Annotated in this window: 20 protein-coding genes and 4 tRNA genes; 5 read left to right on the top strand and 19 right to left on the bottom strand. The window is 55.0% G+C overall.

From position 1 onward, the window contains the following. Positions 1 to 88: 88 nt before the first annotated feature. The 13 genes from rpoB to ACZ5BW_RS03995 all read right to left on the bottom strand — a co-directional run bounded on the left by rpoB (position 89) and on the right by ACZ5BW_RS03995 (position 10,623). On the bottom strand, positions 89 to 4,162 hold the full coding sequence (rpoB, locus tag ACZ5BW_RS04055; protein WP_464542784.1) for a DNA-directed RNA polymerase subunit beta: 4,074 nt from the start codon (positions 4,160 to 4,162) through the stop codon (positions 89 to 91). Between the two features lie 167 nt (positions 4,163 to 4,329). Then, positions 4,330 to 4,710: a 50S ribosomal protein L7/L12 gene (rplL, locus tag ACZ5BW_RS04050; protein WP_011380115.1), complete on the bottom strand. Its 381-nt coding sequence runs from the start codon at positions 4,708 to 4,710 to the stop codon at positions 4,330 to 4,332. Positions 4,711 to 4,778: 68 nt separating this feature from the next. Next, positions 4,779 to 5,303 (bottom strand): 50S ribosomal protein L10, encoded by a 525-nt coding sequence (rplJ, locus tag ACZ5BW_RS04045; protein WP_464542782.1) that lies wholly within the window; start codon positions 5,301 to 5,303, stop codon positions 4,779 to 4,781. Between the two features lie 422 nt (positions 5,304 to 5,725). Beyond that, positions 5,726 to 6,418: a 50S ribosomal protein L1 gene (gene rplA / locus ACZ5BW_RS04040; RefSeq protein WP_464542780.1), complete on the bottom strand. Its 693-nt coding sequence runs from the start codon at positions 6,416 to 6,418 to the stop codon at positions 5,726 to 5,728. A 1-nt stretch (position 6,419) separates the two neighbouring features. Then, complete coding sequence (rplK, locus tag ACZ5BW_RS04035) at positions 6,420 to 6,851, bottom strand: 50S ribosomal protein L11 (protein WP_464542778.1); 432 nt, start codon at positions 6,849 to 6,851, stop codon at positions 6,420 to 6,422. Positions 6,852 to 6,961: 110 nt separating this feature from the next. Then, entirely contained in the window at positions 6,962 to 7,495 is a 534-nt protein-coding gene (gene nusG, locus ACZ5BW_RS04030; RefSeq protein WP_074971995.1) for a transcription termination/antitermination protein NusG, read from the bottom strand. Continuing rightward, complete coding sequence (gene secE, locus ACZ5BW_RS04025; protein WP_464542775.1) at positions 7,495 to 7,839, bottom strand: preprotein translocase subunit SecE; 345 nt, start codon at positions 7,837 to 7,839, stop codon at positions 7,495 to 7,497. Before secE ends, nusG begins: the two co-directional genes overlap by 1 nt. A 162-nt stretch (positions 7,840 to 8,001) precedes the next feature. Further along, positions 8,002 to 8,077: transfer RNA gene (locus tag ACZ5BW_RS04020), tRNA-Trp, on the bottom strand. Between the two features lie 92 nt (positions 8,078 to 8,169). Continuing rightward, complete coding sequence (tuf, locus tag ACZ5BW_RS04015) at positions 8,170 to 9,360, bottom strand: elongation factor Tu (RefSeq protein WP_464542772.1); 1,191 nt, start codon at positions 9,358 to 9,360, stop codon at positions 8,170 to 8,172. Between the two features lie 47 nt (positions 9,361 to 9,407). Next, positions 9,408 to 9,482: transfer RNA gene (locus ACZ5BW_RS04010), tRNA-Thr, on the bottom strand. 88 nt (positions 9,483 to 9,570) lie between these two features. Continuing rightward, positions 9,571 to 9,644: transfer RNA gene (locus tag ACZ5BW_RS04005), tRNA-Gly, on the bottom strand. 175 nt (positions 9,645 to 9,819) lie between these two features. Then, a tRNA-Tyr gene (locus ACZ5BW_RS04000) sits at positions 9,820 to 9,904 on the bottom strand. Positions 9,905 to 10,161: 257 nt separating this feature from the next. Continuing rightward, positions 10,162 to 10,623: an FKBP-type peptidyl-prolyl cis-trans isomerase gene (locus ACZ5BW_RS03995; protein ID WP_464542770.1), complete on the bottom strand. Its 462-nt coding sequence runs from the start codon at positions 10,621 to 10,623 to the stop codon at positions 10,162 to 10,164. A 162-nt stretch (positions 10,624 to 10,785) separates the two neighbouring features. Here ACZ5BW_RS03995 and ACZ5BW_RS03990 point away from each other — a divergent pair, with 162 nt between their 5' ends. Further along, positions 10,786 to 11,313: a YbaN family protein gene (locus ACZ5BW_RS03990; RefSeq protein WP_464542768.1), complete on the top strand. Its 528-nt coding sequence runs from the start codon at positions 10,786 to 10,788 to the stop codon at positions 11,311 to 11,313. 41 nt (positions 11,314 to 11,354) lie between these two features. Here ACZ5BW_RS03990 and ACZ5BW_RS03985 read toward each other — a convergent pair whose 3' ends face one another. The 3 genes from ACZ5BW_RS03985 to ACZ5BW_RS03975 form a co-directional block, all read right to left on the bottom strand. After that, entirely contained in the window at positions 11,355 to 12,032 is a 678-nt protein-coding gene (locus ACZ5BW_RS03985; protein WP_464542766.1) for a YiaD family glycine zipper/OmpA-like lipoprotein, read from the bottom strand. 246 nt (positions 12,033 to 12,278) lie between these two features. Then, positions 12,279 to 13,190 (bottom strand): site-specific tyrosine recombinase XerD, encoded by a 912-nt coding sequence (gene xerD, locus ACZ5BW_RS03980; RefSeq protein ID WP_464542764.1) that lies wholly within the window; start codon positions 13,188 to 13,190, stop codon positions 12,279 to 12,281. Next, positions 13,177 to 13,680 carry a methylated-DNA--[protein]-cysteine S-methyltransferase gene (locus ACZ5BW_RS03975; RefSeq protein ID WP_464542762.1) on the bottom strand — a complete coding sequence of 168 codons (504 nt, stop codon included), beginning with the start codon at positions 13,678 to 13,680 and terminating at the stop codon, positions 13,177 to 13,179. The genes xerD and ACZ5BW_RS03975 overlap by 14 nt, the downstream gene beginning before the upstream one ends. 203 nt (positions 13,681 to 13,883) lie before the next feature. Between ACZ5BW_RS03975 and ACZ5BW_RS03970 the strand changes: the two genes are divergently transcribed. The 3 genes from ACZ5BW_RS03970 (at position 13,884) to ACZ5BW_RS03960 (ending at position 16,344) form a co-directional block, all read left to right on the top strand. Then, positions 13,884 to 15,440: a leucyl aminopeptidase gene (locus ACZ5BW_RS03970; RefSeq protein WP_464542760.1), complete on the top strand. Its 1,557-nt coding sequence runs from the start codon at positions 13,884 to 13,886 to the stop codon at positions 15,438 to 15,440. Continuing rightward, on the top strand, positions 15,437 to 15,859 hold the full coding sequence (locus tag ACZ5BW_RS03965) for a DNA polymerase III subunit chi (RefSeq protein WP_464542758.1): 423 nt from the start codon (positions 15,437 to 15,439) through the stop codon (positions 15,857 to 15,859). The genes ACZ5BW_RS03970 and ACZ5BW_RS03965 overlap by 4 nt, the downstream gene beginning before the upstream one ends. Positions 15,860 to 15,936: 77 nt before the next feature. Next, a complete protein-coding gene (locus ACZ5BW_RS03960; protein WP_464542756.1) occupies positions 15,937 to 16,344 on the top strand; it encodes a hypothetical protein in 408 nt (135 codons plus the stop codon). Between the two features lie 81 nt (positions 16,345 to 16,425). On the opposite strand, the gene ACZ5BW_RS03955 is transcribed toward ACZ5BW_RS03960, so the two are convergent. The 3 genes from ACZ5BW_RS03955 to ACZ5BW_RS03945 form a co-directional block, all read right to left on the bottom strand. Then, on the bottom strand, positions 16,426 to 17,535 hold the full coding sequence (locus ACZ5BW_RS03955; protein WP_464542754.1) for an HAF repeat-containing protein: 1,110 nt from the start codon (positions 17,533 to 17,535) through the stop codon (positions 16,426 to 16,428). A gap of 791 nt (positions 17,536 to 18,326) precedes the next feature. Then, on the bottom strand, positions 18,327 to 19,448 hold the full coding sequence (locus tag ACZ5BW_RS03950) for a PEP-CTERM sorting domain-containing protein (RefSeq protein ID WP_464542752.1): 1,122 nt from the start codon (positions 19,446 to 19,448) through the stop codon (positions 18,327 to 18,329). Positions 19,449 to 19,855: 407 nt separating this feature from the next. Then, the gene (locus ACZ5BW_RS03945) at positions 19,856 to 20,794 is read right to left on the bottom strand and encodes an IS110 family RNA-guided transposase (protein ID WP_464542750.1); all 939 of its coding nucleotides are present in this window, start codon (positions 20,792 to 20,794) and stop codon (positions 19,856 to 19,858) included. 240 nt (positions 20,795 to 21,034) lie between these two features. Here ACZ5BW_RS03945 and ACZ5BW_RS03940 point away from each other — a divergent pair, with 240 nt between their 5' ends. Next, entirely contained in the window at positions 21,035 to 23,815 is a 2,781-nt protein-coding gene (locus tag ACZ5BW_RS03940) for a valine--tRNA ligase (protein WP_464542747.1), read from the top strand. Positions 23,816 to 23,909: the final 94 nt, after the last annotated feature.

Raw genomic sequence — 23,909 nt, 5'->3', positions numbered from 1 at the left:
GATCAGGGGTCTATGCAAAAAATTGTCCGGTGAAAAAGCAAAGACAGCAAAAAGGTATCTGATTCTCGTACCTCCAGAATAAAAATTGCTAATGCCGCTCCAGATCGATATCCATGGCCAGTGACCGGATTTCCTTCACCAGCACGTTGAAGGATTCCGGCATGCCTGCATCGATCTTGTGGTCGCCCTTCACAATGCTCTCGTATACTTTCGTGCGCCCGTTCACATCGTCCGACTTGACTGTCAGCATTTCCTGCAGTGTATAGGCGGCACCATACGCTTCGAGTGCCCACACCTCCATTTCTCCGAAACGCTGGCCGCCGAACTGGGCTTTGCCTCCAAGCGGCTGCTGAGTGACCAGACTGTAGGGGCCGGTTGACCGGGCATGCATCTTGTCGTCCACCAAGTGGTGCAGCTTCAACACATGCATGTAACCGACGGTAACCGGGCGATCGAAGGCCTCCCCGGTCCGGCCGTCATAAAGGGTCACCTGTCCCGAGCGCGGTAAACCGGCAAGTTCGAGCATGTCCTTGATTTCCTGCTCCGTGGCGCCATCAAATACCGGCGTGGCAAAGGGCACTCCATCCTGGAGGTTTCCCGCCAAATCCACGATTTCCCCGTCGGTCAAGGAGGCGATATCTTCCGGTTTTCCACTGGTGTTATATATCTTGTCAAGAAAGGCTCGAAGCTCGGCGGCTTCCTTGCCTGCCCGCAGCATTTCACCAATCTTCTGTCCCAGACCTTTGGCCGCCCAGCCGAGATGCGTCTCCAGGATCTGCCCCACGTTCATGCGTGACGGCACGCCCAGTGGATTGAGCACAACATCCACGGGGGTGCCATCGGCCATATAAGGCATATCCTCCACCGGTACGATCTTCGAAATGACACCCTTATTGCCATGACGACCGGCCATTTTGTCTCCCGGCTGAAGGCGCCGCTTTACCGCGACGTATACCTTGACCATTTTCTGCACGCCTGGAGGCAACTCATCGCCCTGGGTGAGCTTCTTTTTCTTCTCCTCGAAGGCCGCATCGAATGCCTTGCGTTTTTGCGCCAGGCCCTCTTCGATCTGTTCGAGCTGTACACTCGCCCCTTCATCCGCCAGCCGTATGTCGAACCAATGGTGCGGGTCGTTGCTTTCCAGATATTCCTTCGTGATGGCCGCACCTTTGGCAAGCTTCTTGGGACCACCTGTGGCAATCTTGCCGATGAGCAGGCGCTCGATCCGGACAAATGCGTCAGCTTCCACGATTCGCATCTGATCGGCCAGATCTTTCTTGTACCGCTTCAGCTCATCGTCAATGATTTGCTGCGCACGCTTGTCCCGTTCGATACCTTCCCGGGTGAAGACCTGTACATCGATCACCGTTCCGGAGATGCCGGACGGCACTCGCAGGGAAGTATCCTTCACATCCGAAGCCTTCTCGCCAAAAATTGCGCGCAACAGTTTTTCTTCCGGCGTAAGCTGGGTTTCACCCTTGGGCGTCACTTTGCCCACCAGCACATCACCAGCTTCCACCTCGGCTCCGATATGCACAATGCCTGAAGCATCCAGACGGCCTAGCTGTGCCTCCGACAGGTTTGAAATATCGCCGGTAATTTCTTCGGTTCCAAGCTTGGTATCGCGGCTTACCACCGACAATTCTTCGATATGAATGGAGGTAAAGCGGTCATCCGCCACAATACGCTCGGAAATGAGAATGGAATCTTCGAAGTTATAACCGGTCCACGGCATAAACGCGACCAGCATGTTCTGTCCCAGCGCGAGTTCACCCTTGTCGGTGGAAGCGCCGTCCGCCACCACATCTCCGCGTGCGATCACGTCGCCCACCTTCACCAGAGGCCGCTGATTGATATTGGTGTTCTGGTTTGAGCGCGTATATTTCGTGAGGTTGTAGATGTCTACGCCCACTTCACCCGCACGCGTCTCGACATCGTGCACCCGCACCACAATACGGCCTGCGTCCACATAATCCACCACGCCGCCCCGCACCGCTTTTACCGCAGTGCCGGAGTCGACGGCAACGACGCGCTCGATTCCCGTTCCGACCAGAGGTTTCTCGGCGCGCAGGCAGGGCACCGCCTGCCGCTGCATGTTGGAGCCCATCAATGCCCGGTTGGCGTCATCATGCTCCAGGAAAGGAATCAGCGAGGCAGCGACCGAGACAATCTGTGCAGGCGCTACGTCCATGTATTCAATCCGGTCGGGGGTCGCCAGGGTAAACTCGTTCTTATGGCGACAGGAAACGATGTCATTGGTGAATCTGCCGGCTCCATCCAGTTCGGCGTTTGCCTGGGCAATTACATATTGCCCCTCCTCAATGGCTGAAAGATAATGGATTTCATCGGTTACCTGCCCATTTTTCACCTTGCGATAAGGTGTTTCCATAAAGCCGTATTCATTGGTCTGGGCATATAACGCCAGCGAGTTGATCAAACCAATGTTGGGACCTTCTGGCGTTTCGATCGGACATACCCGCCCATAGTGAGTCGGGTGCACGTCACGTACCTCAAACCCCGCCCTCTCGCGCGTCAGGCCACCGGGTCCGAGCGCGGACACACGGCGTTTGTGCGTGATTTCAGAGAGTGGATTGGTCTGGTCCATGAACTGCGATAACTGACTGGAACCAAAGAATTCACGCACCGCCGCAGATACCGGCTTGGCATTGATCAGGTCATGAGGCATCAGGTTCTCTGATTCAGCCTGGCTCAGGCGCTCTTTTACTGCTCTTTCGACCCTCACCAGGCCAGAGCGAAACTGGTTTTCCGCCAATTCACCGACGGAGCGTACGCGACGATTGCCCAGGTGATCGATATCATCAATCTCCCCACGACCGTTCCGAAGTTCCACCAGAATCCTGATCACCGCAATGATATCTTCGTTGGATAGCGTGGTCGGTCCATCCAGCTCTGTCTTACCGACCCTGCGATTGAATTTCATTCGTCCGACCACTGAGAGGTCATAGCGTTCAGGGGCATAGAACAATCCGGTGAAGAGCGCCTTGACTGCCTCCTCAGTAGGGGGTTCACCCGGGCGCATCATGCGGTAGATCGCAACCTGCGCCGCCATCTCATCTATGGTTTCGTCTATCTTGAGAGTTTGCGATATATATGCGCCCTGATCGAGATCATTGGTATAAATCGTACGGATCTCTTCCACATCGGCATCCCGCAGCTTGCCAAGCAAGGTTTCCGTAATCTCATCATTGGCAAGCGCGAGAATTTCTCCCGTTTCCTTATCCACTACGTTGTGGCCCAGCACCCGCCCCAACAGGAAATCTTCCGGCACCTCAAGCCTGTCTATGCCGGCCTGCTGCATTTCGCGCACATGCTTCACAGTAATGCGCTTGTCCTTCTGGACGATGACCTTGCCGTTTTTCGACAGGATATCGAAGCGCGCGGTATCACCCCGCAAACGCTCCGGTAACAGTTCAAAAAGAATACTTTTTCGCGATATATGGAAAGAGTCAAAAGAAAAGAAATTCTCCAGGATCTGCTCGGGTGTGTATCCAATGGCCTTCAGCAGCACCGTAATGGGCATTTTGCGGCGCCTGTCGACCCGAAAATAGAGGTAATCCTTGGGATCAAACTCAAAATCAAGCCAGGAACCGCGGTAAGGGATGATACGTGCGGAAAAAAGCAATTTACCGGATGAATGCGTTTTACCGCGATCGTGCTCGAAAAACACTCCAGGCGAACGATGCAACTGGGACACGATCACGCGTTCAGTGCCGTTAATCACAAATGAACCGGTGTTCGTCATGAGCGGAATCTCGCCCATGTAAACCTCCTGCTCCTTCACTTCCCTGACGGTCGGTTTGGATGCCTCCTTATCCATAAGGGTCAAGCGCACCTTCGCCCGCAGGGGAGAAGCATAGGTAAGACCGCGTTGTTGACACTCCTTCACGTCGAAAGGAGGTGCACCGAGTACGTAGTTGACGAAATCGAGGCGTGCATTCCTGGAATGGCTCTCGATCGGGAAGATCGACAGGAAGGCGGCTTGCAACCCCTCCGGAGCGCGCTGGTCGGGATCGACGCTGGCTTGCAGGAAAGCAGCGTAAGATTCGATTTGCGTAGCGAGAAGAAAGGGAATCGGCAAGACGCTTGCACGCTTGGCGAAACTTTTACGAATACGTTTTTTCTCGGTAAACGAATAACTCATGGAATCTCCGGGAGATCAGAAGATGGATTGACAGAAAATAGAGAACAGAGTACTTGTTTTGGCTAGCGCACTTGGTGTTCTGCCGCACAAAACACGCCATCAAAATCCAAAAAACGCCAGAACCGGCGGCATGAGTAATGCCGCCGGCTTTTCTTACTGTTTTTCTTTTATTTGATTTCAGCAGTGGCGCCTGCTTCAGCAAGCTGCTTCTGGATGGCTTCCGCATCCGCTTTGGCAATACCTTCCTTGACTGGCTTGGGTGCGCCGTCCACCAGATCTTTTGCTTCTTTCAAGCCAAGCCCGGTAACGGCACGCACCACCTTGATCACATTTACCTTGCTTTCACCCACTGCGGTCAGCATCACGGTAAATTCAGTTTGTTCCTCTGCGGGTGCCGCCGCGGCGCCTGCCGCGGGCGCCGCTGCCACAACTGCGGCAGCGGCAGCGGAAACACCGAATTTCTCTTCCATTTCCTTGATGAGCTGGGAAAGCTCCAGCACAGTCATATTTGCAATCGCATCCAAAATTTCTGCTTTGGCTATAGCCATGATTTTCTCCTGATAATTAATCCAATAACTATGATGGTGTAACGGTCCCAAAGCGACTGGGCCCCGGATCAAGCGGTTTCTTTCTGATCGCGAACGGCAGCGAGGCCACGAACAAAACGCGCGGGAACTTCATTCAGGGTTCGTACAAAATTGGCGACAGGTGCCTGCATTGTGCCCAGCAGCTTGGCAAGAAGCTCCTCGCGACTTGGCAGAGAGGCCAGGCTGGCAATCTCACTGCTGGAAATTACATGGTTTGCCATGGCGCCAGCCTTGATCACCAGTTTGTCGTTACCCTTTGAAAATTCATGCAGCACCTTGGCCGCCGCAACCGGATCGCTGCCAATGCCGTAAGCGAGAGGCCCCACCATATGCTCGGACAATCCGGAAAACGGGGTATCCGAAACCGCTCTGCGTGCCAGCGAGTTTTTAAGCACCCGGAAATATATTCCCGACTGCCGCGCCTTCGCCCGCAGCTGCGTCATATGGCCGACCCCCAGCCCGCGGTACTCCGCGACGATGATGGCCTGCGCTTTGGCTACCTGCGCGCTGACTTCAGCGACCACCGCTTTTTTCTCATCTAAATTTAGACTCAAGGTACTTCTCCATCAGTTAAAATGCGGCGATAAGTGTGGTATGCTGGTTTGGGAAGCTTAACCTCGGATTGATCCGAGATTCTGACCTCCTCCCTCGTACCTGATCTCACACCGCGAAACCGGCGACCTTAAATCAGGAGTTGAATCTTTTCCTGTTTCGGGGCACGCCATCTGCGCTGGGTAGCCAGAGAAATACGGAAAGTGCAGCCTGGCATGGAACACCGGCTGCAAGCCCCTTCACCATGCAGATTAAGTTTTGGACAATGGCTCACTCAACAATAAACTGAGCAATAAACTGGGCGAGTCACCCCGCCATGCCCAATACCCCAGCGGTCTTTGATAACCCACCGGAAAAGCGTCCTGCCTTTCCCGACGGCCCAAAGTCTTACAATATTTATAAACAGGGAATCCGGCGCATGCACCTATCGCATGCTTGTCTGATCCACGCGCACGCCTATTCCCATTGTGCTCGAGACTGATATCTTCTTTAGATAGATGCCCTTGGATGCGGCAGGCTTGGATTTATTGAGCGCATCGATCAGCGCCATCATATTCTGGGTCAGGGCATCCACCGTGAACGAGGCCCGTCCGATGGTGCACTGTACGATACCCCCTTTATCGGCGCGATACTGAACTTGACCGGCTTTCGCGTTTCTTACCGCACCAGCTACATCCGGCGTTACCGTTCCCACCTTGGGATTAGGCATCAAGCCGCGCGGACCGAGTATCTGCCCCAGTTGTCCTACAACACGCATTGCATCGGGACTGGCGATGGCCACATCGAATTCGATATTGCCCGCCTTGATCTGCTCGGCGAGATCCTCAAAGCCGACAATATCCGCCCCCGCTGCCGTCGCTTCCCGGGCCTTGTCGCCCTGCGCAAATACGGCCACCCGTACGGTCTTTCCCGTACCCGCAGGCAATACCACAGACCCACGCACTGACTGGTCAGATTTTTTTGCGTCTATCCCAAGATTGACGGCCACATCGATGGACTCGTCGAACTTCGCGATCGCTGTTTCCCTGACGAGATTGAGCGCATCCTGCAAGGGGTAATATCTTGTGCGATCCACTTTTTCCGAGATCGCCTTGAGACGTTTGGATATGTGCGCCATGTTATGCGCCCTCCACTTCTATACCCATGCTGCGAGCACTACCCGCAATGGTGCGAACTGCCGCGTCCATGTCTGCGGCAGTCAGATCCGGCATCTTTATCTGGGCGATTTCTTCCATTTGCTTCCGTGTCAACCGCCCTATCTTATCTGTATGGGGTTTTGCGCTTCCCTTGCTCACTCCCGCTGCCTTCTTTATCAGCACGGTAGCGGGCGTGGTCTTCATGGTGAAGGTGAAGCTCTTGTCGGCATAGGCCGTTATAACGACCGGAACCGGCAGGCCGACTTCCATTTTCTGCGTTGCCGCATTGAATGCCTTGCAGAACTCCATGATGTTGAGTCCCCGCTGCCCCAGGGCGGGCCCTATTGGCGGGCTGGGATTTGCCTTCCCCGCCGGCACCTGCAATTTGATATAGCCGACTATTTTCTTTGCCATTTGCTCTCCTATCGGGTTCAAACGAGCCCTTGAGGCTCTCCCCGCTTAACAATATTCGATATGCAATATATGACCGAGGCCTTCCGGTGCTTCCGGAAACCTTTACTGCACTAGGCTTTCTCAACCTGGCTGAAATCCAGTTCCACTGGTGTGGGACGCCCAAAAATGGACACTGAAACCCGGAGCTTGCTTTTGTCGTAATTGACGTCTTCCACGTTGCCGTGAAAATCCGTAAATGGCCCTTCCTTGACACGAACCGCCTCGCCCGTTTCGAAAAGAATCTTGGGCTTGGGTTTTTCCACCCCTTCCTGAATCTGATGGAGAATGTTCTGCACTTCCTTCTCGCTGATAGGCGTAGGATTCATGGCCGTACCGCCAATGAAGCCCGTCACCTTCGGCGTGTTTTTGACCAGGTGCCATGTTTCGTCGGTCATCTCCATCTCGACCAGCACATAGCCCGGAAAAAATTTCCGTTCGCTGAGATTTTTCTGTCCTGCTTTCATCTCGATGACTTCTTCCACAGGAACGAGTATCTGCCCGAACTTGTCCAGCATTCCAGCGCGGCTGATTCGCTCCTTCAGCGTACGCTGCACACTCTTCTCGAAACCGGAGTAGGCATGAACCACATACCACTTCTTATCCATCACCCTTCCTGTCCCATGAGATATTTCACCGCCAGCAGCAGGCCTGCGTCTATCATCCACAGGAACATGGCCATTACCAGAACGAAGGCAAAAACGATACCCGTCGTCTGCACCGTTTCCTTCCGGTTCGGCCATACCACCTTCTTGGTCTCTTCCCACGACTCTCTGCTGAACGCGTAAAACTGCTTGCCCTGAGTGGTAAACGACACTACCACGGTCGCAAGAACGAGGCCTCCGAGAACTGAAATGACGCGAATTACCATTGCGCTATCGCTCAGGTAATAGAATCCGGCAATACCCGCAATCAGCAGCAGAAGCGCGAATCCCAACTTGATCTTATCCACTAACCTATCCCACTCTGCCTTTTAATGCCTGCCAGCAGACGAAGCGGTGCGCGAGCAAAATTCATGCGCAACCTCACTGCACGACCTGATACCACTTATTACGAGGCCCTGCTTCCCCTGGAAACATGCAGTTATTGACGATTTTGAAATGATATTTCCCGATGGCAGGCCAGGAGGGCATCGAACCCCCAACCTTCGGTTTTGGAGACCGACGCTCTGCCAATTGAGCTACTGGCCTGTACTTTGAACAAAGGTAAAAAAACGAAGGACTCACCTGGACACATACGAATGCAAGGCTCTTCAACGATGGAGTCGACCTCAGGCAAGACGCTATTCGATAATTTTTGCCACGACACCTGCGCCAACGGTCCTCCCGCCTTCACGAATCGCAAAACGCAGGCCTTCTTCCATCGCAATCGGCGCAATCAGGTTTACCGTCACCGATACATTGTCCCCAGGCATCACCATCTCCGTGCCCGCAGGCAACTCGATTGCGCCCGTCACATCCGTCGTGCGGAAGTAAAACTGCGGCCGGTATCCCTGAAAAAAGGGAGTATGACGCCCACCCTCTTCCTTGCTCAGAACATAAATCTCCGCCGTGAACTTGGTGTGCGGGGTGATGGTCCCAGGCTTGGACAGCACCTGTCCGCGCTCCACTTCTTCGCGCTTGGTGCCCCGCAGCAATACGCCTACGTTGTCTCCTGCCTGCCCCTGGTCCAGAAGCTTGCGAAACATCTCAACGCCCGTGCACACAGTCTTAGTGGTAGGCTTCAAGCCCACTATCTCGATGTCTTCCCCTACCTTGATGACGCCACGCTCAACGCGCCCCGTCACTACCGTGCCACGACCAGATATGGAAAAAACGTCTTCAACCGGCATCAGAAAGCTGCCATCCACCGCCCGCTGCGGCTCCGGAATGTAGCTGTCCAGCGCTGCTGCCAACTTGTAGATGGAGGGCTCGCCTATGTCGCTCTGGTCGCCTTCCAGCGCCTTCAGGGCAGAACCAATCACTATCGGGGTGTCATCCCCGGGAAAACTGTATTTGGACAGCAGCTCGCGCACTTCCATTTCCACCAGCTCCAGAAGCTCCGCATCGTCCACCATGTCCGCCTTGTTCATGTAGACGATAATGTAGGGAACACCTACCTGCCGCGCCAGAAGAATGTGCTCCCGCGTCTGCGGCATCGGCCCATCCGCCGCTGACACCACCAGAATCGCACCATCCATCTGTGCCGCACCCGTGATCATGTTCTTCACATAGTCCGCGTGTCCAGGACAGTCAACGTGCGCGTAATGCCGCTTCTCCGTCTCATACTCCACGTGCGAGGTGTTGATCGTGATGCCCCGCGCCTTCTCTTCAGGCGCCGAGTCTATCTGCGCATAACTCTTCGCCTCACCACCAAACTTCTTCGCCAATACCATCGTGATCGCCGCCGTCAACGTGGTCTTGCCGTGATCCACGTGTCCTATCGTCCCTACGTTGATGTGCGGCTTCGTCCGCTCAAATTTGCTCTTTGCCATGATGATCCTTTTTAAAGCATTTTTTTGAGTTCTGTAATCGACGCCTATGGAGCCCATGGCCAGGATTGAACTGGCGACCTCTCCCTTACCAAGGGAGTGCTCTGCCACTGAGCTACATGGGCAAGCACGTCCTTGCCTAAACAATACCCCGCAACAATTTTGCCAATTTTCTAGTGTTTTTAATTAACGCTCATTTCTCCGCTTCAAGTCTGGAGCGGGTGAAGGGAATCGAACCCTCGTCGTAAGCTTGGAAGGCTTCTGCTCTACCATTGAGCTACACCCGCATCGGGCACGATCAGGACCAGAAAATCCAGCGAAGCATTCAATAGCTCTTCGGAGAAAAATCATCGAACCGCACAGCCAACACACCCTCTGCGCTCCCATTCACCAGAACCAGGCTCACCACGCAAAGCGCTCAAGACACAAAAATCTACAACGCCCGCATACCAGCTGCTGATCTGGTGGAGGGGGAAGGATTCGAACCTTCGAAGGCAGAGCCGTCAGATTTACAGTCTGATCCCTTTGACCGCTCGGGAACCCCTCCAAACGAAACCGTTAATTGTGAATGTTTCACGCGGATAAGTCAACGTGGATTTCAGGGTTTTTAATCTGGTACCGGCGTTATCCGCGCGAGGGGAAAACAACGAATTGAGCTGCTGAATCGGGCAAAATCCGCGTTCCCGCAGCGAGGGAGCCGTGGGCGCGCGAAAATCGGTGATTTGACATCCTCGCCCACCTGAAAGGAGGCGATTCCTGCGGCGCTAAACAGATCACTTGGACGAGGTTTGCCGCGCATTCCGATCAGTGTGTCGAACCCTGACGCAATCCCAAAAGCTCTACCTCGAAAATCAGGGTAGCGTTTGGCGGGATAGCTCCCCGCCCTTCCGGCCCGTAGGCCAGTTGGGGCGGAATGATCAACGTGCGCTGGCCTCCCACCTTCATCCCGATCACACCCCGGTCCCAACCTTTGATGACCCGTCCCGCGCCGATCAGAAACGAGAAAGGCATACCACGGTCACGCGAGCTGTCGAACTTCTCACCCTTTTTGTCAGGAGCACTCGCGTCGTAAAGCCAGCCGGTATAGTGCACCTCAACCATCTTGCCCACCGCCGCTTCTTCGCCGCTTCCTATTTTGGTATCCTGCTTGATGAGCTGCGTCACGGCTGATGCGCCCTGCTCCGTTTCCGAAATGGCGGATTGGGGCAACAGCAACGCGCCCAACATGAATATTCCCAAACTGATCAGTGTATTTACCCTGGACATGAGGACCTCGAAAATTGAAATGAAAACCTTCCATACTTACTGCCTCTTATTATACCGTCAACCCGTAGGGCGACTGTAGCGTCATGAAGGCTTTCGTTCAGGGATTCCTTGCTTGCCCATGTACTCATTTAGTCGAGGCGCAAAGTGTATGAAGGAGAGTTCATGCAGGATCGCTTAAGCGAAAAGGTCGAACAGGTCGAAAAGGTCGAAGAGATATTTACCAGCAAAGAGACGTGCTCCAGGCAGCCGGGAGGATCACATGCGCGCCTGCATGACTCGCGCCTTGTGCGCTCCCTCTACCTCGTAGCCGGATTCGTCGCCCTGATACTCGGCGTGGTGGGGATCGTGCTGCCAGTACTCCCGACAACCCCTTTCGTGCTGCTGGCGGCCGCTTGTTTTGCTCGCAGTTCCAGGCACTTCCACGACAAGCTCCTGACCAATCGCATCACCGGTCCCATTATTCGCGAATGGATGGAGCATCGCAGCATTCCGCGCAAAGTGAAGCGTTGGGTATATCTGTTGCTGGCGCTGTCGCTGGGGAGTTCGGTCCTGATGATGCCCTCTGTCTGGCACCAGGGGATGCTCGTTCTGCTGGGTGTCATCCTGATAGCCTTCGTCTGGCGAATTCCGGTCAGAGAACCGGATGCTGACGTTGGGCGTAAGCTGGATTCCGGGCCACGCCCGGAATGACGGGATTCATAATATTTTCCGGTCGAGTCAATGATCCTGACTCAATATTGCTGGGAAGCCTCTTGCGGTTCGGCAACGTAGATTTCAACCCGGCGATTCCTTGCCCTGTTCTGAGGTGTGTCATTGGCGACAATAGGCTCTCGCGAGCCACGGCCATCGATCCTTATGCGGTTTGGAGAAACCCCGCGACTCACCAGATAATCCCGCGTGCTGGCTGCCCGGTTCACGGAGAGGGGATTATTGATCGCATCACTGCCAGAGCTGTCCGTATGGCCGATAATGGTCACCGCTGTAGCAGGATTATTGTTCAGGCCGGCGGCAAAACTATCCAGCACCGGCCTGAAGTTCGGCCTGATGTCTGCACGGCCGGCATCAAATGAAATATCGCTGGGAATATCCAGTTTCAGTCTGTTATCCGGAGTTTTTACAACTTGTACTCCTGTTCCCGCTGTGGCCTGCTCCATTTCCTGCTTCTGCTCTTCCATTCTCCTGGACCACACGTTTCCGGCGATGGCACCGAGGCCAGCCCCGGCCGCTGCACCGATTGCCGCGCCTTTCCCCTTACCCGCAATTGCTCCGATCAATGCTCCCGTACCAGCACCGATGCCTGCGCCGATGGCAGTGTCTCTCGTTCTGGTGCTCTGGATTTCGGGTGAACTGGCGCAGCCGCCCAATGCCAGGACCATTGCTATTGAAATAACCGGCAATTGATTACGCATGACTTCTCCTGTTTTATGGGGAATTATTGTTTGAGAAACTCCTGATATCGCTCTTCAGCGATTCCTTAGACTTTAGCAGAGGTACAACCAGATTCAACGGCAGATGCAATTCAATCTTGAGCCTTACCCGCTTTCCGGCGATCTGGCCTGACTGAGCCAAGGATCACCCTATGTCAACATGGCTTGTTTCTTGTAGAGGGGAAAACAATTTTCTTCGATCGGGATTTCGGCCCGTAAAATTTTGCCTCACCCTCTCGGATGATGCATTTCGTGGATTCTTTTCAATCTTTCGCGTGCGACATGAGTGTATATCTGCGTGGTTGAAATGTCCGCATGGCCGAGCAGCAGTTGCACCACACGCAAATCGGCCCCATGATTGAGCAGATGAGTCGCAAAGGCATGACGCAATCCATGCGGCGACAACTGCTTCGTGATACCGGCCTGCCGCGCATAGCGTTTGATCAGATACCAGAAAGCCTGACGAGTCATGCCTGCGCCGCGGTAAGTGACGAACAGCGCATTACTCGATTTTCCATCCAGCAGGCCAGGGCGGATTTCCTTGAGGTAGCGAATCACCCATTCCAGCGCCTCTTCCCCCAGCGGCGTCAGGCGCTCTTTTCCGCCCTTCCCCATGATGCGCACCACGCCCATGTCCAAGCTGATCTGTCCGCTTTCCAGGCTTACAAGCTCTGAAACCCGGAGGCCGCTGGCATAGAGCACCTCGAGCATGGCGCGATCCCGCAATCCCAACGGAAGGTTCACATCGGGTGCGCCAAGGAGGGCTTCCACGTCAGCCTCGGTCAAGCTCACCGGCAGACTGCGAGGAATCCTGGGTGTATCGATATTGAGGGTGGGATCTGCATTGATCTTTCCCTGGCGCAATAGAAAGCGGTAAAACCGCTTTAGACTCGAGAGCTCGCGGCTGGTGGTGCTGGCCTTGATTCCAGCGGAAAACCTCACCGCCATGAATCCCAGCAGATCGGAATGCGTGACTATCAGGAAACTGCTATCGCCCGGTTTCTGTCGGGCGAACCAATCACCGAACTGCTCCAGATCGCTGCGATAGCTCTCCATTGTATTGCGCGAGAGCCCATCTTCCAGCCACAGCGCATCGCAGAATTCATCGAGCAGTTCCGCGTTCTGCTCAGATACCCTCATGCTGCAATAGCCAGCGCTTAATGGCGAGCGGCAATCCATCGCTGGCGTTCATGAAACCTCCAAGGCCCCCGCTTTTGGCGATAACACGATGACAGGGAATAACGATGGGCAACCGGTTGGCTCCGCAGGCCTGCCCCACTGCGCGCGGGGCGGAATGCAACTCCATTGCGATAGCGGCATAACTGCGCGTTGCACCAGCCGGAATATCCTGGATGGCTTGCCAGACACGGCGTTGATGAATCGTCCCGCCAATGTGTAATGACAAGTCGAACGCGAAACCAGGATCGGCAAGGTATGCCTGTAATTGATTACATACTTCCCTGGCGAGAGGATTTTGCGGAGCGAGAGTGGGCGTATCCGGCGGCAGGTATTCTATATCTGTCAGCCAGTCTTCGTCCGTGCGAAGGCCGAGCACGGCAAACGGCGCGGCAAGCTTGGCCTGATAATCTTCTGGCGGCTTCACCCGCCGTATCGACTGCTGTCTGATCATCCATTCCTCTCCCATCGCTCCGACAACTCCGACACTGCCGCTCACCGTTGCAGCCGCAGTGCAGGGTGAACAAGAATTCCATTACGAGATTTTTTTGAAACGGTCCCGTATCTGCTTTGACTTTATGCGAATAGTCCGGCGATAATCGAAGCATTATCCGGTTTGAACAATCTGCCCGCAAGCCTTGAATCGAGGAGCAAGCTGTGAAATTTAATATAAAGAACGGAACACCCGAGAAACAGCGCAGTGCCTGTGTGGTTGCAGGCATTTTCGAACAACAAAAATTAACCCCTGCTGCCGAAGCCCTGGACAAATCCGCAAACGGCTACATTACCGGCATCCTGGGCCGGGGGGATATGAAGGGCAAAGCAGGCTCGACGCTGATGCTCCATAATGTGCCCAACAGCGCCTGCGAGCGCGTATTGCTGGTGGGGCTTGGCAAAGAGCAGGAACTCGGCGACAAGGGATACCGCGATGCAGTACGCGCAGTGTTCAAGGCGCTATCTGACACCGGCGCTGCCGATGCCACCCTGTTTCTGCTGGAAGCGCCCGTAAAAAACCGCGATCTCTCCTGGAAAGTCCTGCAAATCGCGGTCGGTGGACTGGAGAGCATGTACCGCTTCGACCGACTGAAAAGCAAGGTCGAGGAAGCCGAACCGAAGCTGCACAAAATTACTCTCGGTATTATCAAGCCGCTCACCCAGGAGGAACAGGCCGCCAGTGAGGAGGCTCTGCAGCAAGGACTGGCCATAGCCGATGGCATGAGCCTGGCCAAGGATCTGGGCAATCTTGCGCCTAATATCTGCACCCCGACCTATCTTGCGGAGCAGGCCATGGATATGGCCAAGACCTACAAGCTCAAGGTGACGGTGCTGGAGCAAAAGGATATGGAGAATCTTGGCATGGGCGCATTGCTGGCCGTGGCTCGCGGCAGCCGCCAGCCTCCCAAGCTGATTGCTCTGGAATATTGGGGAGGGGCGAAGAAGGAAAAACCTGTTGTGCTGGTAGGAAAGGGCGTCACCTTCGATACCGGCGGCATTTCCCTCAAGCCCGCCGCGGAAATGGATGAAATGAAATACGACATGTGCGGCGCTGCAAGCGTGTTCGGCACCATTGACGCAGTAGCAAAAATGGGTCTTCCAATCAACGTGGTCGGCATTATTCCGGCCACCGAAAACATGCCCGGTGGCAATGCCACCAAACCGGGCGATGTTGTTACCAGCATGTCGGGGCAAACCATAGAAATTCTCAATACGGATGCCGAAGGCAGGCTGATCCTATGCGATGCGCTGGCCTACGCGGAGCGCTACGAGCCGGAATCGGTCATCAATATTGCTACTCTGACCGGGGCTTGTGTCATAGCGCTCGGTCACGTTGCCTCGGGTCTGCTTGGCAACGATGAAGAGTTGGCTCAGGAGTTATTGAATGCCTCCGAGCGATCCGTGGATCGTGCGTGGCGTCTACCGCTGTTCGATGAATACCAGGAACAGTTGAAAAGTAATTTCGCCGATATGGCCAACATCGGGGGCCGCGCTGCGGGAACCATTACCGCCGCCTGTTTCCTGTCTCGTTTCACTAAGAAATATCGATGGGCGCACCTTGACATCGCCGGCACGGCGTGGAAATCCGGCAAGGAAAAAGGCGCAACCGGACGCCCGGTACCGCTGCTCACCCAGTTTCTGATCAGCCGTGCTACCAGACAATCCGGTAACACCGGCGAGGCCGGCAGCCGCAAGGGCCGGCGTAAATCGAAGGAATGACAGAAATCGACTTCTACTCGGGCGGGGGAGACCGGCTCCATACCGCCTGCCGTCTGGTTGCAACAGCAGCGCGGAAAGGATTCAAGGTCATGATTTACGCGCCTGACATGGCTACAGTCGAGCAGATCGATAAATTGCTGTGGACTTTCTCTGCAACTGATTTTATTCCACACTGCCAGGCAGGCGACAAGCTGGCTGAGTTCACGCCGGTAATACTCAGCGATAGTGGAAGGAATCCGCCGCACGATGATGTATTGCTCAACCTGGGTCCTGAGAATCCCCCTTTCTTCAGCCGCTTCCGGCGACTGATTGAAATTGCCGGCAACACGGATGAAGATACCCGGGCGGCAAGGAAACGCTACCGGTTCTATCAGGATCGTGGCTACGAAATACGGCATCATCGCCTGAGCTCCGTATAGCCTGGCGACTCATCAAATCACGCCACAGGCATCAATTCCCGGAATTCCGCCACCTCCCTTTATCAGCCGGTATTTCAATGACAAACAGCAAAAAAGCCTCGCAGGGTGAATATGACAAAATTCTGCACAAACTGGAAATACTGCTGAGCAGGCACCAGGGCGTATCATCCACGCCACTGACTGACAGCGATAGCCACTTGACCGCCGGCTCATCCCGTTTGTCTGGAATCGCGACGAAGCAGGCACGGGCAGACGATATCCCCACCCTCACAGAGGTCGCCGCCAGGCAGTCCCCGTCCGGCGCCAGCATACCCACCCTCACGGAAGTCATGCATTCCGCACCTTCGACACTTTCCCCCGCCGATATAACCGTGCTGCTGGAAAAAATTCTGGATGAGGCGCTGAATGAAACCGGCACCCCCTTGAATCCGAATGCACGCACGGCGCTGATACAGGCACTGAAATCGCGCCTGTTCGGTCTTTGAAAACGATAGTGGAGCAGTCGTCCATTCCGGCCCGTCGTGCTTGACCTGGAAATGGGCAGGATCAGCGGCGGCACATCGGTACTAGGCTTTGCTTCCCGATTTCTGCCACCATACCAGAAACCCGACCAGGCCCAGGCCGGCGAATATCAGCATATAGGCCTTGGGTTTGGGAATATTGGCAATAACGATGACCTGTCCCGCGTTATTGATGCTGATGGCGCCCGTTATAACATATCCGGGCGGCAACCAGGTCAGTGAGTTGAGGTCTGTCATGCCTACACCATTGGGACCGGTGATAAAGGCATGCTCGTCACCGGCAGCCATGGTGGACCATCCCACCACCTGCCCGGTATCGTTAATATCAGTGGCGATACTGTAGCCTCCACCCAGTGTCCCGAGATCGGTCATGCCCACGCCATTGGGGCCGGTGATGAAAGCGTGCGTAAAACCAGCAGCCGTGCTGGAATCTCCCACCACCTGCCCGGCATCATTGACGCCATAGGCGACACTGTAATCTCCACCCAGCGTCCCGAGATCGGTCATCCCCACACCGTTGGGACCGGTGATGAAAGCGTGCCGCACGCCTCTCCCAACCACCTGCCCGGCATCATTGATATCATGAGCAACAGTTGTGAGTCCATCCGGCAGGCTTCCCAGATGGGTCATGCCTGCACCATTGGGACCGGTGATGAAAGCGTGCCGATATTCCTTGACGGTATACCCCGCCACCTGGCCAGCGTTATTGATGCTGGTGGCGTAACTGGCATGTTCTCCCAGTGTCCCCAGGTCTGTCATGCCCACGCCGTTAGGCCCGGTAATAAAAGCATGCAAATTACCTGTGGCTGTCTGTGAGTACCCTACCACCTGCCCGGCATCATTAATGCCAAAGGTTGCGCTGGAACTACCGCCCAGCGTCTTGAGATCGGTTCTGCCAGCGCCGTTGGGACCGGTGATGAAAGCCTGCCGATATTCCTTGACGGTATACCACGCCACCTGTCCAGCGTTATTGATGCCAGTAGCGTTACCAGTCATTCCACTCGGCACAAGAGTGATCAGTCGGTTGCTGTTGAGATCCAGGATGTATAAACGTTGTAGCTGTGCAGAGGCGGGGGAAACAAAGCACAATCCGGTACTTAAGACCAACAGCGGGATCAAGCCCTGCATTCTGGAATTACTGGTTATTTTCATCATTCTCTCTCCAGTAAATGGTTTTCAGAGATGCGGGGCTCTCCCATTTGCCAATCCCATATCAGCAGCGCTCCTCTTCGCGCCACATGACTCCCACCTGCCATTGTAACAATCCAGCTTAAAATCTGTCAGGCAAAAAGTATATGAGCCGATCGGTCTATCCAGTCATAGTAAAGCACTGTATTTTGAGCAGTAACGAAAACTCAAGCCGAGACATGATTTATCGAGTTATCAACAGGGTTATCCCCAACCGGGAAAGCCTCAATCGGAATCTTCCCGATCTCAATTATTTTTAAGTGAGATTAAAGCAGATTGCAAGACCCGCAAAGTGCGCAAGCCTGAAGTCGGCCAAGAGCAGCATCGAGCAGGACGCCGCAGGCTGGATTCGATCCTGTCCCTGGTTCCTGCAAAGGGGGTTCCGTATCCTTCATGTGCGACAGGCAGCGCCTTCTCCCAGCATACGCTGATAACGTCCCCCTCTCACGGCCTTGACGGATTAACTGAGGACGTGAGCCCCTCGCCTAAGGGACGTTGTGAGGGGAATTGACGTGGGAAGCGCTGGCCCCTGTGGGCGCAAAGGCGATTTAAAGGGAATTCAAGTGCGCCACTGCCGCAAGACTTTGCGGATCACAGGCATGACAGGAAGGCAAAGCGGCTGGCATGGCCTGTGACAGGCGACAAACAGAGAGGAAAAGATTTTCGCATTGCGCGAAAACAATAGTGGAGGAGAGCAGGCGCCCATTCCGGCTCCTCATGCTTGACCTGTGAAATGGGCTAGGATCAGCGGCGGCGCATCAATACTGGATTCTGTTTCCCGATTTCTGGCGCCATGCCATGAACCCGATCAAGCCCAGGCCCGCGATCATCAGGGCATAGGTCTCGGGTTCAGGAATAAGGGCGGTAACGAGGACCTGTCCCGCGTTATTGATGCCGATGGCGTTCTCTATACCATATCCGGCCGGCAACGAAGCCAGCGAATTGAGGTCTGTCATGCCCATACCATTGGGGCCGGTGATGAAACCATGCTGAGCCTTTGAGGCCATAGTGGACCATCCCACCACCTGTCCGGAATCATTGATGCCCGAGGCGTAACTCGAATCTCCCCCCAGCGTCCCAAGATCGGTCATGCCCACGCCGTTGGGGCCGGTAATGAAAGCGTGGTATTGACCTGCGGTCGTCTGGCCCCAACCTACCACCTGTCCGGAATCATTGATGCCCGAGGCGTAACTCGAATCTCCCCCCAGCGTCCCAAGATCGGTCATGCCCACGCCATTGGGGCCGGTGATGAAAGCGTGCGTATAACCTGCAGCCGTGGTGGACCCTCCCACCACCTGTCCGGCATCATTGATGCCATAGGCGTCACTGGACCCACCCAGGGTCCCGAGATCGGTCATGCCTACGCCATTGGGACCGGTAATGAAAGCGTGGTGCTGAGCACCTGAGGTAGACCAAGACCATCCCACCACCTGCCCGGAATCATTGATACCATAGGCGAGACTGTAATTTCCTCCCAAGGTCCCGAGATCGGTCATGCCCACGCCATTGGGGCCGGTAATGAAGGCGTGGCTGTAGTGCTGCCCCACCACCTGACCGGCATTATTGATGCCATAAGCTTCTTGACTGTCACCTCCACCCAATGACCCAAGATCGGTCATGCCCACACCATTGGGGCCGGTAATGAAAGCGTGGTATTGACCTGCGGCCGTCTGGCCCCAACCTACCACCTGTCCGCTGTCATTGATGCCAGTGTCGAAACTCCAATATCCTCCCAGCGTCCCGATTTCTGAGAGCACTTTACCGCTGGAGTCCAGGAGAAATGTATCATCTGCAGAGGCAGGGGAAGCAAAATACACTCCGAGACTCAAAGCTATCAACGAGATCAAGCTCTGCATTCTGATATTACCGGTCATTTTCATTATTCTCTCTCCAGCAAGAAACGGTTTTCAGAGATGCGGGACTCTCCCATTTGCTGAAACATGCCGGCAGCGCCCCTCTTTGCGTCATATCACTCTCCACCTGCCATTGCAACAATTCAGCTTAAAATCCATTAGGCAAAAAGTATATGAGCCGATCGGTCTATCCAATCATGGCAAAGCGTTGTATTTTGAGCAGTAACGAAAACTCAAGCCGAGACACAGGTTTGGCGAGTTATCAACGGACCTCCACGCCAATCGGGGAAAGCGTGATCGAGTTTTCCCGGTCCCGATTATCTTCAAGAGAAGCTGGGAGAGAGACAGGCTGCAAAATGCGAAGATTCCCAATGCTTTCACGGAATGCCCCTGACCGGACAAGATGGGCGCACAGTCAAGAGAGAGCAACCGTGTCAAGGGGTGATTAAATTCTTCCAGGGGGTTTGAGTTTTTATAATCACATTTACGGTTGTCAGGAGTTTGCGCATGCAGGCTGTCATGGCTACCTTGAAAGGTTTGCCAGAAGCGATCAGGCGTTGAAAGAATTGCCTGATTGCCGGGTTACAGCGTTTGGCCGTCAGAGTCGCCATATACAGCACGCAATGCACGTCGCACCACCCTCCCCGAATGTATCGCTGTCCACGCCTCTGGCCGCTGTCATCATTGAAGGGGGCTACGCCAGCCAAAGCAGCAATTTGTCCCCGATTGAGGCATCCCAGTTCAGGCAGTCTGGCAAGCAGGGTGAAGATCGTTACCTTGCCCACGCCTGGTATGGAATCCAGCAGTTCCACTTTCTCCTTCCATGCCTCCGAGTTACGCAGCCGCTGATCCAGGTCACGCTCGAATCTTTCAATGCGCCGATCCAGCCAGACAATGTGTTCCTTGATATCACGCTTTGCCACCGGCAATACTGTTCCCAATCGGGCCTTTTCCTGGGCACGCATTACCACCAGTTGCATGCGCCGATCCAGAAGCTCCGCCAGCTCGCGTTGCGCTTCATCAGGCAGAGCACGCACAGGTGGATCAATGACCTGGCCAAATAGCGCCAGCACTCGGGCATCAAGCCGATCTGTCTTGGCTAGAATACCGCTTGCTTTGGCAAAGTCACGCACCCGTTTGGGATTGATCACCACAACCGGCAAACCCGCTGCCGCCAGGCAAGCAGCCAGGTTGGTTTCATATCCGCCGGTTGCTTCCAGCACAATACGCTCCACTCCACTTCCCCTTAACAATTCAACCAGGGCTGCAATGCCTTCCTCATCATTGCTAAACTGCTGGGGCGCACTCTGCGGCAAACAGTCAAAATCAAGCCAAGCCTTGCTAACATCAATTCCCACAAATTTAATTTCCATATTGCTTATCCCTGCCTTGTATTCAATGCGGTTTGTCACCTCACAACCGTTCGGGTTTGGGCAACTGGCAATTAATCAGTTGGGACTGTCGATCTTCGCTCTCTCCCGAACTTGACATGCAGAGCCTGGGCCAGTCGATCTGGCAATCCCTAAATGCTATTTTCTAACATACAAGGGCTACGCTGCCGGTCCTTGCGCCTTCCGTTATAATTGCGGGTTTTCCGCCAAACGATCGACAGTATGGAACTCGAAAAAAGCTTTGATCCCCGGACTATCGAACGCCGCTGGTATTCGCGCTGGGAGGCCGAAGGCTATTTCAGGGCTGGACCATTGGGGACTGCGGGCGATCAAGCGCCTGCATACTGCATCATGCTGCCGCCGCCCAACGTGACCGGCACGCTGCACATGGGGCATGCCTTTCAACATACCTTGATGGATGCGCTGACGCGTTATCACCGCATGCGTGGAGATAACACATTATGGCAGCCGGGCACCGACCACGCCGGAATTGCCACCCAGATCGTGGTGGAACGCCAACTGGATCAGCAGAACATTGACCGGCGCAATCTGGGACGTGAAGCGTTTCTCGCCCGCGTGTGGGAATGGAAAGAGGAATCCGGCTCCACCATCAGCCGCCAGATGCGCCGTATGGGCGCCTCCTGCGACTGGTCGCGCGAACGCTTCACTATGGATGAGGGACTCTCCCGCGCCGTGACTGAAGTTTTCGTGCGGCTTTATCACGAAGGCCTCATCTACCGCGGGGAACGCCTGGTGAACTGGGACCCTGTGCTGCAAACCGCCGTTTCCGACCTCGAAGTGGTATCGGCAGAAGAAGAAGGATCGCTCTGGCATATTCTTTATCCCTTCGAAAAGGATGCCGGGGGGAATCAGGATGGCGCAAAACCGGAAGGACTGATTGTTGCCACTACCCGCCCGGAAACCATGCTGGGCGATATGGCGGTAGCGGTGCATCCCGACGATGAACGCTACCGGCACCTGATCGGCCGCCACGTGCGCCTGCCATTATGCGAGCGCAGCATACCCATCATCGCGGACGCCTATGTCGACCCGGCATTCGGCACGGGGTGCGTCAAGATCACCCCCGCGCATGATTTCAACGATTACCAGATAGGACAGCGGCACAAACTCGTTCCGCTCGGTATTCTTACCCTGGATGGAAAGATCAATGACCTGGCACCCGCCGAGTATCAGGGACTGGATCGTTTTGCGGCCCGCAGGAAAATTGTCGCCGATCTGGAAGGACAGAATCTGCTGGTTGAAACAAAACCGCACAAGCTGATGGTGCCTCGCGGTGATCGCACCCAGGCTGTCGTTGAACCGATGCTGACCGATCAATGGTATGTCAGCATGAACGGGCTGGCGAGGCAGGGCCTGGAGGCGGTGGCTAACGGAGAAGTGAAATTCATTCCGGAAAACTGGGCGCACGTGTATGACCAGTGGCTCGAAAATATCCAGGACTGGTGTATTTCCCGCCAATTATGGTGGGGCCATCGGATTCCCGCGTGGTATGACGAGGACAATAACATCTTTGTCGCGCACAGCCTGGAGGAAGCGCAACAGCTGGCGGACGGGCGCAAGCTGTTGCAGGACGAGGATGTGCTGGATACCTGGTTTTCATCCGCACTGTGGCCATTCTCCACATTGGGCTGGCCGGAAAAAACACCGGAGCTTGAAACATTCCTGCCGACCTCGGTTCTGGTTACCGGCTTCGACATCATTTTTTTCTGGGTAGCGCGCATGGTGATGATGTCCCTGCATTTCACCGGCAAAGTGCCTTTCCGGGAGGTATATATCACCGGCCTCATCCGCGATGCGGAAGGGCATAAGATGAGCAAATCCAGAGGCAATGTGCTGGACCCGCTGGATCTTATCGACGGCATTGCACTGCCGGACCTGATCGCCAAGCGCACCGGCGGTCTCATGAACCCGCGGCAGGCCGAATCCATCGAAAAAACCACGCGTAAGCAGTTTCCGGAGGGAATCCCGGCGTTCGGCGCCGATGCGCTGCGCTTTACTTTTGCCAGCCTCGCCTCTCACGGCCGCGACATCAAGTTCGATATGCAGCGCTGCGAAGGCTACCGGAATTTCTGCAACAAGCTCTGGAATGCGGCGCGCTACGTGCTCATGAATTGCGAGGGCAAAGATACCGGTCTGGCGGAATCGGCGCCTCTGGAATATTCGGATGCCGACCGCTGGATCATCAGCCGGCTGCAACAGGCGGAAACCGCGGTCGCGCAGGCTTATCAGGATTACCGCTTTGACATGGCAGCCCGCGAAATCTACGAATTCGTCTGGGATGAGTATTGCGACTGGTATCTGGAGTTCGCCAAGGTACAGCTGAATTCCGGCAACGAAGCGGTACAGCGCACTACCCGCCGCACCCTGGCCCGCGTCCTGGAAACGGCTTTAAGGCTTGCCCATCCCCTCATTCCATTTATTACCGAAGAATTGTGGCAGAACATTGCCCCGCTCGCTGGCAAGCGAGGAGCGAGCATCATGTTGCAGCCTTATCCTGAAGCCGATCCCTCCAGATTCGATGAAGCCGCGACCGGGAATATCGCTGCGCTCAAGGAAATGATCAACGCCTGCCGCACACTGCGGGGCGAAATGAACCTTTCCCCGGCATCGAAGGTACCGCTTCTGGCCGCAGGCGACGGAAAAACACTCGCCAGCTTTTCTCCCTATCTGAAGGCGCTGGCCAAATTGTCGGATGTCGAAATCGAACAGGATCTGCCCCCCGCCGAAGCACCAGTGGCGATCGTGGGTGAATTCAGGCTGATGCTGAAAATCGAGATTGATATTGCTGCGGAGCGTGAACGGCTGATCAAAGAGCTCGACCGTGTTCAGATGGAAATGGAGAAGGCGCAAACCAAGCTCGCCAACAGTAATTTTGTGGCGCGCGCGCCGGCAAAGGTGGTGGAACAAGAAAAAGAACGTCTTGCCAGTTTCGGTGCGACATTGGGGAAACTGAAAGAGCAACTTCAGAAACTGGATTGCTGAATCGGGTCAAAAAGCTCAAGAGGCGGATGGCCTGCGCTATAATCTCTTGTTTGAAAACAAAATGAATCTCGCCTCCCGCCTCGCCAGCGGGCTT

The sequence above is a fragment of the Nitrosospira sp. TNL300 genome (assembly GCF_055385915.1).
The sequence above is the reverse complement of the archived record's forward strand: the minus strand, read 5'-3'. Positions and strand labels throughout refer to the sequence as shown.

What these genes read in the sequence shown, in the direction of transcription:
- ACZ5BW_RS03960 (WP_464542756.1), top strand. Translation starts at nt 15,937, where the DNA reads ATGACAAACAGCAAAAAAGCCTCGCAGGGTGAATATGACAAAATTCTG.
- ACZ5BW_RS03990 (WP_464542768.1), top strand. Translation starts at nt 10,786, where the DNA reads ATGCAGGATCGCTTAAGCGAAAAGGTCGAACAGGTCGAAAAGGTCGAA.
- ACZ5BW_RS03985 (WP_464542766.1), bottom strand. Translation starts at nt 12,032, where the DNA reads ATGCGTAATCAATTGCCGGTTATTTCAATAGCAATGGTCCTGGCATTG.
- ACZ5BW_RS03940 (WP_464542747.1), top strand. Translation starts at nt 21,035, where the DNA reads ATGGAACTCGAAAAAAGCTTTGATCCCCGGACTATCGAACGCCGCTGG.
- rplK (WP_464542778.1), bottom strand. Translation starts at nt 6,851, where the DNA reads ATGGCAAAGAAAATAGTCGGCTATATCAAATTGCAGGTGCCGGCGGGG.
- xerD (WP_464542764.1), bottom strand. Translation starts at nt 13,190, where the DNA reads ATGAGGGTATCTGAGCAGAACGCGGAACTGCTCGATGAATTCTGCGAT.
- tuf (WP_464542772.1), bottom strand. Translation starts at nt 9,360, where the DNA reads ATGGCAAAGAGCAAATTTGAGCGGACGAAGCCGCACATCAACGTAGGG.
- rplA (WP_464542780.1), bottom strand. Translation starts at nt 6,418, where the DNA reads ATGGCGCACATATCCAAACGTCTCAAGGCGATCTCGGAAAAAGTGGAT.
- ACZ5BW_RS03965 (WP_464542758.1), top strand. Translation starts at nt 15,437, where the DNA reads ATGACAGAAATCGACTTCTACTCGGGCGGGGGAGACCGGCTCCATACC.
- ACZ5BW_RS03955 (WP_464542754.1), bottom strand. Translation starts at nt 17,535, where the DNA reads ATGATGAAAATAACCAGTAATTCCAGAATGCAGGGCTTGATCCCGCTG.
- rplL (WP_011380115.1), bottom strand. Translation starts at nt 4,710, where the DNA reads ATGGCTATAGCCAAAGCAGAAATTTTGGATGCGATTGCAAATATGACT.
- ACZ5BW_RS03950 (WP_464542752.1), bottom strand. Translation starts at nt 19,448, where the DNA reads ATGAAAATGACCGGTAATATCAGAATGCAGAGCTTGATCTCGTTGATA.
- ACZ5BW_RS03975 (WP_464542762.1), bottom strand. Translation starts at nt 13,680, where the DNA reads ATGATCAGACAGCAGTCGATACGGCGGGTGAAGCCGCCAGAAGATTAT.
- ACZ5BW_RS03995 (WP_464542770.1), bottom strand. Translation starts at nt 10,623, where the DNA reads ATGTCCAGGGTAAATACACTGATCAGTTTGGGAATATTCATGTTGGGC.
- rpoB (WP_464542784.1), bottom strand. Translation starts at nt 4,162, where the DNA reads ATGAGTTATTCGTTTACCGAGAAAAAACGTATTCGTAAAAGTTTCGCC.
- ACZ5BW_RS03945 (WP_464542750.1), bottom strand. Translation starts at nt 20,794, where the DNA reads ATGGAAATTAAATTTGTGGGAATTGATGTTAGCAAGGCTTGGCTTGAT.
- nusG (WP_074971995.1), bottom strand. Translation starts at nt 7,495, where the DNA reads ATGGATAAGAAGTGGTATGTGGTTCATGCCTACTCCGGTTTCGAGAAG.